The organism is Aneurinibacillus aneurinilyticus ATCC 12856 (assembly GCF_000466385.1).
Classification (GTDB): Bacteria; Bacillota; Bacilli; order Aneurinibacillales; family Aneurinibacillaceae; genus Aneurinibacillus; species Aneurinibacillus aneurinilyticus.
In genome coordinates, this window is the sequence record NZ_KE952903.1 from 77,302 (window position 1) to 93,737 (window position 16,436).

18 protein-coding genes are annotated in these 16,436 nt (G+C 46.1%); all 18 read right to left on the bottom strand.

The genetic code is table 11. The features are described 5' to 3' along the window. The coding region (wecB, locus tag HMPREF0083_RS23715; RefSeq protein WP_021624460.1) for a non-hydrolyzing UDP-N-acetylglucosamine 2-epimerase at positions 1 to 577 on the bottom strand (577 nt) is incomplete at its 3' end. A gap of 38 nt (positions 578 to 615) precedes the next feature. Beyond that, a complete protein-coding gene (gene upp / locus HMPREF0083_RS23720) occupies positions 616 to 1,245 on the bottom strand; it encodes a uracil phosphoribosyltransferase (protein WP_021624461.1) in 630 nt (209 codons plus the stop codon). 268 nt (positions 1,246 to 1,513) lie between these two features. Next, complete coding sequence (locus HMPREF0083_RS23725) at positions 1,514 to 2,764, bottom strand: serine hydroxymethyltransferase (protein WP_021624462.1); 1,251 nt, start codon at positions 2,762 to 2,764, stop codon at positions 1,514 to 1,516. Positions 2,765 to 2,908: 144 nt separating this feature from the next. Then, complete coding sequence (locus tag HMPREF0083_RS23730; protein ID WP_021624464.1) at positions 2,909 to 3,478, bottom strand: TIGR01440 family protein; 570 nt, start codon at positions 3,476 to 3,478, stop codon at positions 2,909 to 2,911. Positions 3,479 to 3,653: 175 nt separating this feature from the next. Further along, positions 3,654 to 4,097, bottom strand: coding sequence for a ribose 5-phosphate isomerase B (gene rpiB, locus HMPREF0083_RS23735; RefSeq protein WP_040304720.1), 444 nt, complete (start codon positions 4,095 to 4,097; stop codon positions 3,654 to 3,656). A gap of 256 nt (positions 4,098 to 4,353) precedes the next feature. Continuing rightward, complete coding sequence (phaZ, locus tag HMPREF0083_RS23740; RefSeq protein WP_021624466.1) at positions 4,354 to 5,265, bottom strand: intracellular short-chain-length polyhydroxyalkanoate depolymerase; 912 nt, start codon at positions 5,263 to 5,265, stop codon at positions 4,354 to 4,356. A gap of 18 nt (positions 5,266 to 5,283) precedes the next feature. Next, complete coding sequence (locus tag HMPREF0083_RS23745) at positions 5,284 to 6,573, bottom strand: methyl-accepting chemotaxis protein (RefSeq protein ID WP_021624467.1); 1,290 nt, start codon at positions 6,571 to 6,573, stop codon at positions 5,284 to 5,286. Between the two features lie 79 nt (positions 6,574 to 6,652). After that, entirely contained in the window at positions 6,653 to 7,330 is a 678-nt protein-coding gene (locus tag HMPREF0083_RS23750) for a low molecular weight protein arginine phosphatase (protein WP_040304722.1), read from the bottom strand. 112 nt (positions 7,331 to 7,442) lie between these two features. After that, complete coding sequence (locus HMPREF0083_RS23755; RefSeq protein ID WP_021624469.1) at positions 7,443 to 8,183, bottom strand: ZIP family metal transporter; 741 nt, start codon at positions 8,181 to 8,183, stop codon at positions 7,443 to 7,445. Positions 8,184 to 8,194: 11 nt separating this feature from the next. After that, on the bottom strand, positions 8,195 to 8,713 hold the full coding sequence (locus HMPREF0083_RS23760; protein WP_051354789.1) for a manganese efflux pump MntP: 519 nt from the start codon (positions 8,711 to 8,713) through the stop codon (positions 8,195 to 8,197). A gap of 180 nt (positions 8,714 to 8,893) precedes the next feature. Beyond that, the gene (locus HMPREF0083_RS23765; protein WP_021624471.1) at positions 8,894 to 9,952 is read right to left on the bottom strand and encodes an L-threonylcarbamoyladenylate synthase; all 1,059 of its coding nucleotides are present in this window, start codon (positions 9,950 to 9,952) and stop codon (positions 8,894 to 8,896) included. Positions 9,953 to 10,061: 109 nt separating this feature from the next. Beyond that, positions 10,062 to 11,414 (bottom strand): MATE family efflux transporter, encoded by a 1,353-nt coding sequence (locus tag HMPREF0083_RS23770; protein ID WP_040304777.1) that lies wholly within the window; start codon positions 11,412 to 11,414, stop codon positions 10,062 to 10,064. 366 nt (positions 11,415 to 11,780) lie between these two features. Continuing rightward, positions 11,781 to 12,377, bottom strand: coding sequence for a stage II sporulation protein R (gene spoIIR / locus HMPREF0083_RS23775; protein ID WP_021624473.1), 597 nt, complete (start codon positions 12,375 to 12,377; stop codon positions 11,781 to 11,783). A 101-nt stretch (positions 12,378 to 12,478) separates the two neighbouring features. After that, positions 12,479 to 13,357 carry a peptide chain release factor N(5)-glutamine methyltransferase gene (gene prmC / locus HMPREF0083_RS23780; protein ID WP_021624474.1) on the bottom strand — a complete coding sequence of 293 codons (879 nt, stop codon included), beginning with the start codon at positions 13,355 to 13,357 and terminating at the stop codon, positions 12,479 to 12,481. A 3-nt stretch (positions 13,358 to 13,360) separates the two neighbouring features. Continuing rightward, on the bottom strand, positions 13,361 to 14,434 hold the full coding sequence (prfA, locus tag HMPREF0083_RS23785; RefSeq protein WP_040304724.1) for a peptide chain release factor 1: 1,074 nt from the start codon (positions 14,432 to 14,434) through the stop codon (positions 13,361 to 13,363). Between the two features lie 392 nt (positions 14,435 to 14,826). Then, on the bottom strand, positions 14,827 to 15,366 hold the full coding sequence (locus HMPREF0083_RS23790) for a YhcN/YlaJ family sporulation lipoprotein (RefSeq protein ID WP_021624477.1): 540 nt from the start codon (positions 15,364 to 15,366) through the stop codon (positions 14,827 to 14,829). A 62-nt stretch (positions 15,367 to 15,428) separates the two neighbouring features. Next, positions 15,429 to 16,025 (bottom strand): thymidine kinase, encoded by a 597-nt coding sequence (locus tag HMPREF0083_RS23795; RefSeq protein ID WP_040304726.1) that lies wholly within the window; start codon positions 16,023 to 16,025, stop codon positions 15,429 to 15,431. A 130-nt stretch (positions 16,026 to 16,155) separates the two neighbouring features. Further along, positions 16,156 to 16,356 carry a 50S ribosomal protein L31 gene (rpmE, locus tag HMPREF0083_RS23800; protein WP_040304728.1) on the bottom strand — a complete coding sequence of 67 codons (201 nt, stop codon included), beginning with the start codon at positions 16,354 to 16,356 and terminating at the stop codon, positions 16,156 to 16,158. Positions 16,357 to 16,436 lie beyond the last annotated feature (80 nt).

Here is a 16,436-nt window from a genome sequence, read left to right on the forward strand (position 1 = left end):
TCCCGGCGAATTGTTCAAGCACTGGATGCTTATAGTCATTACGTACTGTTGTCTTCAGTGCATCAATAACTGTATTGCCTGTAATGTAAATGGTAGCATCCCTTTTATCTTCCCGTTTCAGGTTCTCTGCCGCCTGTGCGGTTGGTGCAAAGTGCAGGTCAGAGATGACGCCCGTCAATTGACGGTTCATTTCTTCCGGATACGGCGAATATTTATCCCAGGTCCGCAGCCCTGCTTCTACATGTCCTACCGGAATTTGATTATAGAGCGCAGCCAGACTCGCAGCGAATGTTGTCGTCGTATCGCCGTGCACGAGCACCATGTCCGGCTTTTCGGCTTTCATAACGTCATCCAGCCCTTCCAGTACGCGGGTGGTAATCTGGGTCAGTGTCTGACGATCCTTCATCACGTTCAAATCAGCATCTGGCGTAACAGAGAAAATATCAAGCACCTGATCAAGCATTTGCCGATGCTGCGCCGTTACGCAAACAAATGGTTCAAGCTCTTCATATTGGCGCAGTTCATGCACAAGCGGTGCCATTTTAATTGCTTCTGGGCGTGTCCCAAACACTGTCATAATCTTTTTCCTGGTCAAAACTTCACCCCATCTCTGAATTACTTCGTTCCGTACAGACGGTCACCCGCATCACCAAGCCCTGGCACAATGTAGCCGTGATCGTCAAGCTTATCGTCCACTGCAGCTACATAAATATCGATATCCGGGTGAACTTGATGGAATTTCTCGATGCCTTCCGGTGCCGCGATTAAACACATCAACTTCATGTTTTTCGCACCACGTTTTTTCAAAGCTGTTACAGCAGCAACCGCAGAGCCTCCTGTAGCAAGCATCGGATCAATCACAATCAGCTCCCGCTCATTAATATCGCTTGGAAGCTTTACATAATATTCTATTGGCTCTAATGTTTCCGGGTCACGATACAGGCCGACATGACCAACCTTTGCGGCTGGAATCAGCTTCAGCATGCCGTCTACCATACCGAGACCGGCGCGAAGAATCGGCACAAGTCCAACTTTTTTACCGGCTAACACGCTTGTCTTACAAGTCATAACCGGTGTTTCAATTTCGACTTCCTTAAGCGGCATTTCACGTGTAATTTCGTAGGCCATCAGCATCGAAACTTCATCCACTAACTCGCGAAATTCCTTCGTGCCTGTGCTTTTATCTCGAATATACGATAATTTGTGCTGGATTAACGGATGGTCGAATACGTATACTTTTCCCATCAGGTGAGCCCCCTGTCTGCTTGTAAAAATGTGTCACTATTCATAGCTTTTTTTACACTGCGATATATTATAGCAGACTGAAGTACGAGATGCACTATCAGCAAAAAAAGATTCCCACTAAACAAGGGAATCTTTACACCTTTGTATTATCTCACCTTAACAGGCAGTAATCCCTCACACTTTTATTGATCCATACTTTGCTAAATTAACAAATAAGCCCCGAATGAACCGTATATTCATCCGGGGCTTCTATTATCATACACGATAATTAGATTTGAAATTCTGGATACATAGGAAACTTCTCGCAAATAGCTGCGACGCGTTGACGCGCTTCTTCCTGCTTCGCTTCATCCTGCGGATTTTTCAGGCAAAGCGCCATAATAGCAGCAACCTCTTTCATCGCTTCTTCATCGAAGCCACGGCTTGTAATCGCCGGTGTACCAATACGGATACCGCTGGTCACGAACGGGCTTGCTGGATCGTATGGAATAGTGTTCTTATTACATGTAATACCCACTTCATCAAGCAAATGCTCCGCATCTTTACCTGTCAGATCCATGTTGCGTACATCGATAAGAATAAGATGATTATCCGTACCGTCTGAGATAAGCGTAAAGCCTTCTTCTTTCAAAGATTCAGCCAATTGCTTTGCGTTCGCAATAACACGTGCGCTGTATTCTTTAAATTCTGGTTTGAGTGCTTCACCGAACGCTACCGCTTTTGCTGCGATAATATGCATGAGCGGACCGCCCTGGATACCAGGGAAGATGGATTTATCGATCGCTTTCGCATATTCTTCACGGCACAGGATCATACCACCACGAGGTCCACGCAACGTTTTATGTGTTGTCGTCGTAACAAAGTCGGCATGCGGAACCGGATTTGGATGGTGGCCCGTTGCTACAAGACCTGCGATATGTGCCATGTCTACCATCAGATAAGCTTTAACACTGTCGGCGATTTCACGTAGCTTGGCGAAATCAATTTGACGTGGATACGCGCTTGCTCCAGCCACGATCATTTTCGGTTTATGCTCTTCGGCTTTCTGGCGGATATCTTCATAATTAAGCACTTGTGCTTCTTTATCTACACCGTACTCCACAAAGTTGTACAGATTTCCGGAGAAGTTAACCGAGCTACCATGGGTCAAATGCCCACCGTGAGAAAGATTCATCCCCAATACAGTATCCCCTGGCTTCAAGAATGCGAAATATACAGCCATATTTGCTTGTGCGCCAGAATGCGGTTGTACATTGGCATGTTCAGCACCGAACAATTGTTTTGCTCGATCACGTGCCAGGTTTTCTACGATATCTACATATTCGCATCCGCCATAATAGCGTTTGCCTGGATACCCTTCAGCATATTTGTTGGTTAACACCGTACCCATCGCTTCCATAACAGCTTCGCTAACAAAGTTCTCAGAAGCGATTAACTCGATTTTTGTGCGCTGACGACCCAATTCCAATCTGATAGCTTCTGCTACCTCTTGATCCTGTTTTTTTACGTGTTCAAGCATTCCCTCTTCTCCTCCTCACGAATAATTAACAAAGAGCAAACTTAAGAAAAGCTTGCGGGTGCTGTCGGCTTTTTCCACCTGTCGCGTCACGTGCTACGCAAGCATCGTTTGGCGCACGCCCCGCATGTTTTTCAAGTGCTGCGTTTAATGACAACTTTCTTCCAGCGAAGTACGTTCATATACTGCGCGGGAACCACCAATCAGCTTCGGGCGTGTTACCGCCATCGTTACATGCGCTCCTCCCAATTGTTTGACCCGCGGTCTAACCGGAACAGCAACGGGTTTCAGATGCATACCGATAAATGTGTCCCCAATATCAATACCTGCATCGGCACGGATAGCTTCTACCACGACCGCATCACGCATTTTTCGAAACGCATTCGATGCCATGGCACCGCCCGCACGCGGAACAGGCACCGCAGTTACCTCTGGCCAGCCAAAACGCTCCGCCACTTCCCTTTCTATTACAAGCGCCCGGTTTAAATGTTCACAGCACTGGAACGCTATGGAAAAACCATGCTTCTCTCGTACTCCTTCAATCGTCTCATACAGGGCAATCGCCACTTCTTCACTGCCCGCTGATCCGATTTGCTGTCCAATAATCTCACTGGTGCTTGTACCAAAAACGAGAACATGCTTCTCACCAAGTGGCTTTGCTTCCAATAAGTCCTCTATCACAGAGGTAAGATCGTACTGTAGCTGTTCAATCTTCATCGGTTTTCACACTGCCTTTGACGAGGATTTACTTTATCCGACTCTATAACGGGCAGTAAAAGCCTTACCTGAAGACATTCTGCAAACAAAAAAGATAGGTAGACGATAACTGCCTGTAAAGGTTCGATTCGTTAAGCTAATCATCCGTGGGACCTCCACGGACAGAAATCTTGCTTTACTGATTATCTTCAATTTCTTTAATTTTTTCTACACGTCGCAGATGACGTCCTGCAGAAAATTCCGTACCTAGCCAAATTTTTGCGATTTCAAGAGCCAGGCCAGGCCCAACAACACGTTCACCCATAGCTAACACATTAGAATCATTATGCTCACGTGTAGCCTTGGCTGTAAAACAGTCGTGCACCAGTGCACAGCGGATGCCCTTCACTTTATTGGCAGCAATCGACATGCCGACACCTGTGCCGCAGATCAAAATCCCGCGATCAAATGCACCTGTCGCTACCTTCTCAGCTACAGGTAACGCATAATCCGGATAATCGACCGAATCTTCACATTTACAACCGAAATCCTCGTATTCGATACCTGCGGATTCCAGGTACTTTTTAATCTCTTCCTTTAATGTATAACCGCCATGATCAGCGGCAATCGCTACCTTCACGTCTGTATTCCTCCGTTTCTGTTTATCCATTTGCCTTATCTATATTATAACCGATTGATGGCAAATGCATAGAGGATTTAAGACACCCAAACTAAAAACCTGTACATTTTTGATTATATACTATAAAACGTTCGGAAATAAAGCCTTTTTATTCAAAAAAAGCGGTAAAAGGATAAAGTTCGACACTTACATCAATGTTTCCCGGGAAATCGACTTCTATCGACTTTTTTATTCATATAAAAAAGCGAAGACTATTTTACATCTTCGCTACTTCTCCATATTCTATAAACTCAGTAATTACCTGAATTAATCCCGGTAAATCATCAATTAATGCAGAGTGTCCTGTATCTAGATAGTGGATATGTGCATTTTCACCAATATCTTTCTGAATATCAAGTGCCATCTGCTCTGGCACGACACGGTCCTTTCTACCGCTTAAAACAAGAACCGGCATCGTAATGTCGGAAACTTTCCCGTTCCCTTCGCCCATTACTGTAATTTCATGACTAATATTAAAAAAAGCGAGTGCATAATCGACATCAACAAGATTACGCTGTGTCAACATATCATCAAGATATCTCTCATAGCGTGCTTCATCTGGCGTATTATCATGATAAATTAGCATCTCCCATATCTGGCGAAGCGTATTTTTATCCTTCGCCTCATACGCTCGCAGAATAGGAAGCACCTGTACGAGATCCTGTGCAATTTCTTCTTTTGTATGCAGCGGCTGTGTCATAATCGGCTGCCCGTGTTCATCTTTTTGGAAAATGGGGTATCCTCTTGTACCGACGGATGCCAGTAAAATCAATTTGTTCACCTTCTGTGGATGATCAGCCGCAAAATCCATTGCTACGCCTCCACCGGTGGACCATCCCATTAACACGAAAGAAGATAATCCGACTTTTTCTGTCCACTCGTTCAAATCAACAGCGAAATCATGCAATGAATCAATCGGTGTATGATAACTTGATTCGCCAAACCCACGCATATCGACCGCATATATTTTATATTTGGAAGGCAAAGACTCCATTAGCACATCCCAGTGCAGCGAGGATGTCATATTACCGTGCACAAGTACGAGCGGTCGCATCCCGCCTGCCCGTTCCCTGTATGCTATCGTTTCTCCATTTGAAAGTTCCACATAATGTAAAGAGATATCTGCCATAGCGCACTCACCTCTCTATTACAATTGGAATTTTGAAACGTACTCCTTCAATTGCTCTGATTGAGTACGTAGCACCTGTCCCGCTGCTGCTACCTCTTCCATAAATGCAGTCTGCTCTTGCGCCGCCTGAGAAATAACTTCTGCGCCACGCGACGTTTCATGTGCCACTTGGGCAACATCTCGGGCATCGCGCATCATCACCTTCATACTCTCGCTTTGTCGTTCAATCAACGAAGCAATCCGTTCTACAGCGTCGACCACCTCATGCACTGAACCTGAAATATTGCGCAATGCCTGAGTGGTCTGCTCACCACGCTTCGATTCTGTATCAGCAATAACTACCTGTTCCTGAATCTGTTTGACTACATTCGTTACTTCACGCTGCATCTGTTCGATTAATGTTGTAATATTTGAAGCAGCCTGTCCGCTTTCATCTGCCAGTTGACGCACTTCATCGGCTACTACTGCAAAACCTTTGCCGTGTTCACCCGCCCGTGCCGCTTCAATGCTTGCATTTAGCGCTAGCAGGTTGGTCTGTCCAGCTAGTTCGCTTACTACCCTTGTAATGTTGCCGACTTGCTCTGCGTTTTGTTCCAGACGACGTACTGTAGCAATGGAATGTTCATTTTCCTGTGCCAGCTTATGCATACCTGCCACCAAAGACTGGACGACCTTCCCGCTTTCCGTCAGCGTTGCGATCATCTGTTTGGACAACTCACGTGAATTCTTCGCATAGTCAGTCGCCTCCTTGCACAATTCGTCCGCCGCTTCTACCGACTCTACCATCGCTTTCGTATGACGTGCCTGATTCTCCGCACCATGTGCAATCTGCTCCATTGTCGCGCTAATCTGCTCGATCTGAGTTGCAGCTTCATCCGAAGCAACTGTTAATTCGGTGACGCTCGCTGCCGCATGTTCTGATGAAAGATTAATATCCCGAATCATAGTACGCAGATTATTAATCATTCGTGCGAATGAACGAGATAATGCGGCAATTTCATCGTCAGAATTCATTTCCCGAATCTCTACCTGTAAGTCACCCGCAGATGCCCGGGATGCAGCACGCTCTAATTCCACAATGGGCTTTACAAGCCAACGTGCAATAATCCAGCCAAATATGCCCGACCAGATTACGCCCAGCACCAGCGTCAGCAAAGTAAACAGCCAATCCGGAATCATATGAGTTACATAATCACTAAGAACAAAAATGAAAAAAGCGCTTGTGCCATACGTTATAGCTGACAAACCACTAATACCAAGCACAAGTTTTTTCACTAAACCGAATGAGTACGTAGGTTTGCCCTCCATAATGTTCCCTCCTGCAAATCAAAAGATAAATGCCCTATTTTACTGACAAATTTATGTTTATTGATGAAAATTTTTCATTCTATTTCAATATATCAAGTAAGCGCAGTAGCGCTTGCTCAATCTCCCGTGCACATTCCTCATACGTATTCAGACTTCCGCCAAACGGATCGGCAACATCATAATCCTGCGCAACCCGCTCAAGCAGCGCAATTTGATTTCGTTCTTCTACCGTCGCCTGCATAATGCGCTCTTTCCAGTCATCCAACTTCTCGCGAACCAGCTCGAGCCTGTTATATAATTCTTGATATTCCTCTTCAAGCTTACGAATCTCTTCCCTATGTTCATCCATGAACTTCTGCTGCTTTTCTTCCAATTGTTCATAGAGCCGATCCAGCTTGGCAAGCCGCTCCCGGGTTTCTTCAGAGGTATCCGTATATTCTTTCAGTGTATATACCTTCTCATGGAATTCAGGAAACTGCTGTATTAGCGTATTTTTGTGCGATTGGGTCATCGCCATAATAAGGTCAGCCCAATCTAGTAACTCAGCTGTTACTGCTTGGGAGATATGCTCATCCATGATGCCTTTGCCTTTAAGAATCGAAGCGGCGTGCGCAGAAGCGGCAGAACCCTCGGAAGCAAATAGCCCGGCAGACTTCGCCTCTACTTCTATCCCACGTTCCGCCGCCAACTTTTTAAACATTTTCTCCGCCATTGGACTGCGGCATGTATTACCGGTACAAATAAATAAAATACGCATCCCAGTTCTCCCCTTTCCTGCTATTCTTCTTCATTGTCGTTGGAATAAGACAAAATTGCAAGGGTTGTAGGATAAACCTCTTTGTATTTTACCCTTCTGTTCCCTTGGTTAGTCATACAGCCATATGAAGCAGAACCATCGCTACCAGACTAAGCAGCATTCCAAACTGTGCGCTAAGACGATGCATCGCAAGCCCGGACGGCCCTAATTCCTTCCATACAAGATATGCCATAGCGCCCATCGCAAACGACATACCAAAAGTGATCGCTTCCGGACTGGACATAAAATACATTCCACCTAACCAAGCACCTGCCGGAATTGAAAGGCTGATTAAAAACGCCAGCAGCAAAATCGAGCGCCGACGCATCTTCCCCAGCAAAAATGGAGCAGCCAGACCGATCCCCTCGGGAATATTGTGCAGCGACATAGATAACGCAATCATGACACCGGCACTATGATGAGCCTGGAAGCCAGCTCCTATCGCGATGCCTTCCGGTATATGATGAAGCGCAAGAGCAGCCGCCATCAACCACCCCGCTCCCCTCCAGTCCCGTGACGTACGCTTATATCCCTCTTCACCATCACTTTCATGTGTTCCCTTATCGTGATGAAGTAATCTCAGAAGCAGTACGCCAACAGGAACACCTAGTAAAACACCATACCACTCTCCCTCTCGCAGCGCGGCGGGCAGCAGATCAGCCAGAATGACCAAGGTCATGATCCCTGCAGACATTCCCAAATAAAAAGCCATTAGCTTGCGCCCTGGCATTCCCACAACAAGCGTCAACAACGCTCCCAGCACCGTGGTTAATCCCGTCCCCATACTAATTATCAAAAGTTCATTTATTAGCATAAGCGCGACCCCTACAGAAGAAACTTAAGCCCGAAACCGAGTAAAATCAGCGCTCCGAAAACTTCGCCATACCCTCCGAGCCAGCCCCCAACTCTTCGACCAACCAGAAGCCCTGTCGCTGCCAGCAACGCTCCCAGTACACCAAAAATCAATACGGCCAGCAAAACGTTTACCCTAAAAAGACCAAACGAAAAGCCGACCGAAAGCGCATCAAGACTTACGCTAAAACTAAACAGCAAAAGCCCCCAGAATGTCGTTTTTAACAGGGGGCTTTTTTCCTCGCCGCTAAAAAAAACATTCCACAGCATATGGACCCCCAGCATAACAAGAATAAGTCCTCCGATATAAGAGGCAACGTTGCCAACATACGAGGTGAGAAACAGGCCGAGGCCAATGCCAATTAGCGGCATCACAATATGAAAGATACCGATTGTTACACTAACTTTTAAAATGGTCAGCAGCCGAATGCCTCTCATTCCCATGCCAATACCGAGAGAAAAGGCGTCCATACCGAGTGCCACGCCAATCATCAGCAATGTAATAAGCTCGCCCCACTGCAGCGCTTCCCACCCTAAACCCACATCTATTCCTCCTGTCTATGCATAATCTGCTTTTACTGATCAACATTTGTACGCCAGACTGCTTAAAAATGTCGATTCATCAAGTTGGATATATAGACAAGATATGCAGAATCGGACAGGATATGCGAACTAGAGATAGTGTCCTCCAGCAGCTTTGGTCAATCGGTTCATAATAGCCGTGCCAACGCCACCTTCCGGAAACGTCTCTGCAAAAATAACGTCAACACTTGCCTGATCAAACTGACGTAGCACATCGTAAAGGCGGCGTGCTACGCTGATTAAATCCCTGCGCTCTCCACAAGTGACAACCGTATACTCCCCATCATACTCTCGAAAAGTTTCTTCCGTTGCGAGAATGCCGACTTTCTTGCCCTCCTCGGCTGCTTTGCGTGCAGCATTACGTATGCTCTTCGTCATTTCCGCTATCGTGTCGCCGCGAACGAGCCACATCTGTCCCTGCGGCGCATAGTGACGATACTTCATGCCAGGCGACTTCGGTGCTGTTTCCTCATTTAAGATGCCAGGATCAATAGCCACTTCTCCGATTATCTCTGCGATTTGTTCGGCTGTAATGCCGCCCGGTCGCAAGATCATCGGTACATCCCCGGTAATATCCACAACTGTGGACTCCACTCCGATACCGGTCGGACCGCCGTCCAGTACACCTGCAATTCTTCCATCCAGATCTTCAAGGACATGCTGCGCAGTCGTCGGACTGGGACGCCCGGATACATTAGCGCTCGGTGCTGCAATCGGGAGACGTGCAGCTCGTATTAGTGCCAATGCCAGCGGGTGATCAGGCATACGGATGGCTACCGTATCAAGCCCGGCAGATGCACGCATGGCAACACCTGGCTTCTTCGGAAATACAAGCGTTAGCGGGCCTGGCCAGAATGCCTCCATAAGCACTTCTCCCAGAGGCGGAACCTCACTTACCAGCTCCCCCAACTGCGCTCGATTGGCAATATGCAAAATAAGAGGATTATCGCTCGGTCTCCCTTTGGCTGTATAAATTCTCTCCACAGTTTTGTCTTCCAAGCTGTTGCCACCAAGACCATATACTGTCTCCGTCGGAAATGCGATTAATTCGTTACATTGTAGCAATCTTGCCGCTTCCTGAACTTGTGGATAATCTTCTAATCCATCCACAATATTATCCACATTCCAATACTTCGTTTGTTGATTCATCGAATAACCCTCAGTTCTACTAAATTATACTTTTTTCTAGTTATAACTGTTCGTTCTTTCATTTGCAATCAACCGCTTATCCACACATTGTGTATAATCTGTGGATAACTTACCGGATTAACTGTGTATGACGCTTCTTTTTCCAGAAAAATTGATAATATCCGAACTGCAGCAGAAGGTTAACTACAAAGGCAATCGGATATGCATACCAAATACCTTCAATGCCAATCCGGTTAGATAGTATATAGGCAACAGGTACTTCTACTCCCCAGATGGAAATGATGGACAATGCCGTTGGCCAGAATACCGTACCGCTTGAACGCATAATCCCCGACATCACACTTGCATGACCGAAGATAAGATAGCTCCAAAGCGTAATACGAAGCAATTCATGAGCCAGCTCCAGCGTTTGCATCTCCGCGATAAACAGCGAAAGAATCATTTGGGAGAACAAGTACGCAAGTGTGATAAGTACACCGCCAATGACATAGTTAAGTACAATTCCTGCCTGAAGCACCTTCTGTAGCCGTTCGAAAAGGCCAGCCCCAATCGCTTGCGCACCAAAAATCGATACAGCCATCCCAAGGCTCATCGCCGGCATCATAACGTAGCTGGCTACCTGATTTACTGCACCATAAGCCGCAGTCGCCAGGGAACCGTAATGATTAACAAACGAAATAACTGCAATCGTCGCCAATGAAATCAGCACCATCTGCACACTCGTCGGAATTCCGATTTTAATTAATAGCTTAAAAATCTCGCCATCAATTTTCAAATGATGCAGCGCTTTTCTATCAAAACGCAACGGATGATCAACCCGATGTAAATACACAAGAAAAATGATGAAAGTAAGCAACGAACCGATGACATTCGACCAGGCTGCCCCGTTAATTTGAAGCGCTGGAAAACCAAATAACCCAAGTACGAGTATCGGTGTCAAAGCCACTGTTAACGCCGTACTAATGATGAGGAAATAAAAAGGCGTTTTGGAATCTCCTGTACCACGAATAAATGTCGTATATGAAATATACAGGAAAAAGATAGGCAGAACATAAAAGAAAATACGCGCATATGCCGCAGAATCATGCAAAATGTTAGCCGGTGTGCCAATAAGCCGCAGCATATCCTCTGCAAATATCCCACCCGTAATCGCCAGCAAACTTCCCAAAATAAATGTTGCGGTCAGCGTTGTACCCATTACGGCCCTAACCCGTTCATAGTTCCGGGCTCCGTATGCCTGCCCGATTAACACGGAGCTGGCACTGCCAAGTCCGATAACGAACGAAATGAGAAAGAAGAAGACCGGGAAAAATGCCGACACCGCTGCCAGCGCATTCACTCCGATAAAACGTCCGAGCATGATGCTGCTAACCGTGCCACTAATAGATTGCAAAGCATTACTTAGCATTAATGGAATGAGAAAAACGAAGAGAGCACGCCATACCGGCTTGCTATTATCCATGCTACTGTGCCATTTTCGCTCCCCTGTTTCTGATCCGTCCTCCTCGGCTCTCTCCACTCTCTTTTCTACATCTCCATCCGTGCCAGCTGTCTCCGGTATACCTGACGTTCCTGCCCTATCGCTACTTGTTTCTCCGACTTCACGGCCGATTTTATTATTTTCCATATTTCCAACTCCCCGCATGAATGCTTTCTGCAAAACTATATACACACTTTATCCCGCCTTAACAGGCAGTAATCCCCCTACTTCAAAACTTGGAGAATTTGAGTAGGTTTAAGCGGGGATAAATTGCTCCCAAAGATCTGATACATCCAACTTTATATAAGAAAAAAGAAGAAACCCTGTCATTCTGACAGAGCTCCGTGTCTACGTGAATAATTTATGGAACAACTCCACCAAAAAGAACCGGACTTGAATCTCATTATTATCTTTCGATTTCTGGCTTGTGTTCTTCTGTTTGTCATGTGCTGCCGTATCTCCGCTGGCAATATCTACAAAGCAGAGCGGCGGAAACAATACGCACCACCAGTTCTTGCCTTCCGCATTCCCGATAGTAATACGAACAGCTTCATACTGTCCGGCCGGGAATACCTGAGTCCCGTACATTTTCGTCGGAAAATCTGTCTGCGCAAGCTCCACATGCGAAGCATACGTGTAGCCCTTTTCTTTAATTGTTTCCTGTACAAGTTGTTGCAGCTCCGGCAAATGGTTACTGATAACAGTCCGGGCTTTTTGGAGAGATTCTGCCTCACCAGCCCATGTCTGCACCGACTCGATTACACGATCCCGCACCTGACGTTTTAGCTGTTGATCCTCGGGACTATCGCTGTTAGCAAGTATACGCAGGCGAATCGACTGCTCAGGCACCAGATTGGAAGTAAACACAGCCAATGCTTCTTTTTGGCTTTCCCAGCTCATTACTAAAAGAAATAATGTAAAAAATAGCAGATAATATTTTTTCATGCTTCACTTCCCCTTTCCGCTCCCTGTTCATAGTATGGACAAGGAAATAGGGGAATAAACCTGCTATTTTTGAAGAATAAGAGATTGCTAGAATTGATTCTTTATACCCGGACGGCGATAACATGACGGCCAATACCTGCCAAATCCCGTACAATGTACACCTCGGAGAACAAGCCCGTGTCTTCCAGCCATCCACGAACAATTTCAGCCTGATGAATGCCGACCTCCCAGCCAAGCAAAGCCCTCTCCTTTAATATACAGGACAGGCCCTGTATCATCTGGCGATAAAAGTCCAGACCATCCTCTCCGCCATCCAGCGCACGAAGCGGCTCATGATCTTTTACCTGCATATCCAGCTGTGCAACATCAAATGACGGGATATACGGTGGATTAGAAGCAAGAATGTCAACCGTATGCTCTTGCTGAAGCAACGGTTCCAGCAGATCCCCCTGAACGAACGAAAGCTTATGCTTTACACCGTGCCGTTCCGCATTCAAACAGGCTGTAGCCAATGATTCTTCGGCGATATCTGTCGCAGTCACCTTCCAGCTTCTGCCGCCAATAACCGCCAGCGTCACCGCAATAGCTCCACTGCCTGTTCCAATGTCTACAACTGAAAGCTTGGCGTCTTCCGACCATAGCTCCCTCGCACGTTTTACTATCTCTTCAACAAGCAGCTCCGTTTCCGGTCGCGGAATCAATACCGATGGGTTCACCTTAAATTCCAATCCATAAAACTCCTGGCTGCCTACGATATACTGCATTGGCTCTCCCGCAGCACGGCGACGGATAATCGCTTCGATTGCATCCCATTCTTCTGCCGTTAACAAATGAGACATACGAGAAATAAAACAGGTTCTGTCCCATCCAAGGGCATGGCGAATCGCATACTCTGCAAGAAATGTAGCATCTTCAATATTATTCTCACGTAAAAAACGGGAAGCCTTCTGCAAGGCTTCCCGTACGGTAATCGCGCTCATCGCTTACGCACCTTCAGCATTGCGCATCAGTTCCGCCTGCTCATGCAGCACAAGCGCGTTGACGATTTCGTCCATTTCCCCGTTCAGCACTTGATCAAGCTTGTGTAATGTCAATCCAATTCGGTGATCCGTAACACGACTCTGCGGGAAATTATATGTGCGAATACGCTCGCTTCGATCGCCCGTACCTACCGCTGAACGGCGGGCATCGGCGTATTCCGCATGCGCCTCCTGCTGATATTTATCATACAGACGGGCACGCAGCACGCGCATCGCTTTGTCTTTATTCTTATGCTGGGACTTCTCATCCTGACACGTTACCACGATACCGGTCGGTACGTGTGTTAAACGTACAGCAGATTTCGTAGTATTAACACTCTGTCCGCCTGCGCCGCTGGAGCAGAATAAATCTACGCGGATATCATTCTCATTGACCTCGACTTCCACTTCTTCCGCTTCTGGAAGAACGGCCACCGTAGCCGTAGATGTATGGATACGACCTCCGGATTCCGTACTAGGAACGCGTTGCACCCGATGTGCGCCACTCTCGAATTTGAGGCGGCTGTAAGCACCCTTCCCATTAATGGAGAAGATAATTTCCTTGTAGCCTCCGATATCTGTCGGAGCTGCCTCTAATACTTCAACCTTAAACTTATGCTTTGCCGCATAGCGGGTATACATCTCAAACAGATCAGAAGCGAACAAAGCCGCTTCATCTCCACCAGCTGCACCCCGAATCTCGATAATAACGTTCTTATCATCGTTTGGATCTTTCGGCAGCAAAAGAACGCGGATGCGCTCCTCCAGTTCTGCTTTCTTTTCTTCCAGTTCGCCAAGTTCCATTTTGACCATTTCACGCATTTCATCATCGAGCTTCTCTTCGAGCATTTCCTTGGCATCCTGCAATTGCTCGGTAGTCTCTTTATATTCGCGATACGCTTGTACCGTCTCTTCTATATCGGATTGTTCTTTGGAATATTCACGCAGCTTGACCGGGTCATTCATCACCTGTGGGTCGCACAGCAGCTGCGTCAATCGATCATACCGCTCAACAACCGACTCTAATCGCTGTAGCACGGTTCTTCACCTCATTTTAAAATTCCATAGCATAACAGTATAATTATAGAGGATAGCTTAATATAAGTCAAAGCTGTATACTTCTGTTTTAAAAATACGTATGAAAAGATTTTCGTATAAGCAACACCCTTGGTATCCATAGATGGATAATCAACAGGTGTGATTAGAGCAGCTTCTCTCATATTTCCCTGACAAAACTCTGCTATTATGAAATTTTCTAAATAGTAGCATGCGGTGTATTAACCATCGTAGCTAGAATTGGTTTCTTCGTTATCAAAAAGAAAATAAAGTAAAGCTAACCACAACGAGATACGTTGTGGTTGCTATCAACATCCTTAGGGAATAATCATAATCTTCACGCAGTCAGGCAATATCTTTCTTGTATTCCATCTTTAACGATTCATGCGGTTATTTAGCTCATTCATATGAATACGATAGTTGTTAATTGGCGTACCGCTGCGAATACCATCACCGATATCCTGAATTCGGCTGAAGATGCCAGTGTCAGAACTAACCCGCACATGGTAACGCGGCATTTTTTCTTGAACGCGCTGGCGCACCTTTTCTCTAATAGCAGTGGCTTCCTGACGGCTGCGTACCGTATCGGTGAGCGTAAGTCCGACATAGGCTTGTGCTCCGTTAATCACTACACTTGCGCGTTTGACTTTTGGCACCTGCACTGCCACATTAGCCATACTATCGGCTTCAGCCTGTATATCCCGCACGTCATTGCGTCCGGTCACAAGGTTTGGGTTCAGATCACTTCCGACCAGCACACGGGTCTTTCGCTCAGGTGTAGTACCGTTATATTCATTAGCCTGTGCACCTTTTTGCTGAGGCGTTGTTCTCTGGCTATTTGCATTTGGGTTACAGCCTGCTATAAGCAATAGCGCAATGCTCAACAAAGCCACATACATTATTTTTTTATTCATAATAAAGGCCCACCTCCTCAGGTGTAGTGTTTGCTAAGAGGAGGTGGGCTTATTCGTCTATGCTATAGAAGCGAAATCTTTCCGTTTTCGCTTCGGGGATGCTTGTAGCATTTGCGGCATACCGGTATGTAGCTATCGTTACCCCCAATTTGGATTTGTTCACCTTCATACACAGGCTTGCCATCTTTTACGCGCAATACCATCGTCGCTTTTCTGTCACAGAACCAGCAGATCGTTTTAATTTCTTCCAATTTATCAGCATACAGCAATAACATTTCACTGCCTTCGAATAACCGGTTGGAAAAATCGTTCTTCAATCCGTATACAATAACAGGAACGCCTAAGTCATCCACAATTTCTGTAAGCTGTATAATATGGTGCCGACGCAAAAATTGACCTTCATCAACCAGCACACAATTCGGCATACCTTCCTGATTCATCTCAACAGCTTTTCTAATATTCGTGCTTTCATCCACTACAATCGCTTCGCGCTTCAGCCCGATACGAGAAGCAACGTATCCTTGCCCGTACCGATTATCAAGCATCGATGTGAAGATCATAACCCTCTTTCCCTGCTCTTCATAATTATGAGCCACCTTGAGGATTTCCACCGATTTGCCGCTGTTCATCGTTCCGTAACGAAAATATAACTGTGCCATCATTATTCTCCTTCCAACCCATTTATCTTATCCTGAAAGGAGGCCGTAGAAAAGGGAAAATAGGTGCATCATATATGTATACATTAAAAAACAGACAGGCAAACTGCCTGTCTGTTCTGATTGCGTACTATTACTTCATGTTGTATTTCTTTTTGAAACGATCTACACGTCCGCCAGCATCAACAAATTTTTGTTTACCAGTGAAGAAAGGATGGCATTCGGAGCAAATCTCCACGCGCAGGTTTTCTTTCACTGAGCCGGTTTCAAATTCGTTACCGCAAGCGCAAGTAACTTTAGTTACTTTGTAGTCAGGATGGATATCCGGTCTCATTTCATTCACCTCTTTCTGCCCTGAATCTTTACGAAACAGAGTTACACTCAAACACACATAAAAGGATTATAGCACGCACA

Bases quoted from the DNA above. Each gene is read 5' to 3' on its own strand.
- upp (WP_021624461.1), bottom strand. From the start codon at position 1,245: ATGGGAAAAGTATACGTATTCGACCATCCGTTAATCCAGCACAAATTA.
- HMPREF0083_RS23760 (WP_051354789.1), bottom strand. From the start codon at position 8,713: ATGATTGGCGTGGCACTCGGTATGGACGCCTTTTCTCTCGGTATTGGC.
- HMPREF0083_RS23795 (WP_040304726.1), bottom strand. From the start codon at position 16,025: ATGGCACAGTTATATTTTCGTTACGGAACGATGAACAGCGGCAAATCG.
- phaZ (WP_021624466.1), bottom strand. From the start codon at position 5,265: ATGGCAGATATCTCTTTACATTATGTGGAACTTTCAAATGGAGAAACG.
- HMPREF0083_RS23790 (WP_021624477.1), bottom strand. From the start codon at position 15,366: ATGAATAAAAAAATAATGTATGTGGCTTTGTTGAGCATTGCGCTATTG.
- prmC (WP_021624474.1), bottom strand. From the start codon at position 13,357: ATGAGCGCGATTACCGTACGGGAAGCCTTGCAGAAGGCTTCCCGTTTT.
- spoIIR (WP_021624473.1), bottom strand. From the start codon at position 12,377: ATGAAAAAATATTATCTGCTATTTTTTACATTATTTCTTTTAGTAATG.
- HMPREF0083_RS23725 (WP_021624462.1), bottom strand. From the start codon at position 2,764: ATGCTTGAACACGTAAAAAAACAGGATCAAGAGGTAGCAGAAGCTATC.
- HMPREF0083_RS23745 (WP_021624467.1), bottom strand. From the start codon at position 6,573: ATGGAGGGCAAACCTACGTACTCATTCGGTTTAGTGAAAAAACTTGTG.
- HMPREF0083_RS23770 (WP_040304777.1), bottom strand. From the start codon at position 11,414: ATGGATAATAGCAAGCCGGTATGGCGTGCTCTCTTCGTTTTTCTCATT.
- HMPREF0083_RS23730 (WP_021624464.1), bottom strand. From the start codon at position 3,478: ATGAAGATTGAACAGCTACAGTACGATCTTACCTCTGTGATAGAGGAC.
- rpmE (WP_040304728.1), bottom strand. From the start codon at position 16,356: ATGAGACCGGATATCCATCCTGACTACAAAGTAACTAAAGTTACTTGC.
- HMPREF0083_RS23755 (WP_021624469.1), bottom strand. From the start codon at position 8,183: ATGCTAATAAATGAACTTTTGATAATTAGTATGGGGACGGGATTAACC.
- HMPREF0083_RS23750 (WP_040304722.1), bottom strand. From the start codon at position 7,330: ATGCGTATTTTATTTATTTGTACCGGTAATACATGCCGCAGTCCAATG.
- HMPREF0083_RS23765 (WP_021624471.1), bottom strand. From the start codon at position 9,952: ATGAATCAACAAACGAAGTATTGGAATGTGGATAATATTGTGGATGGA.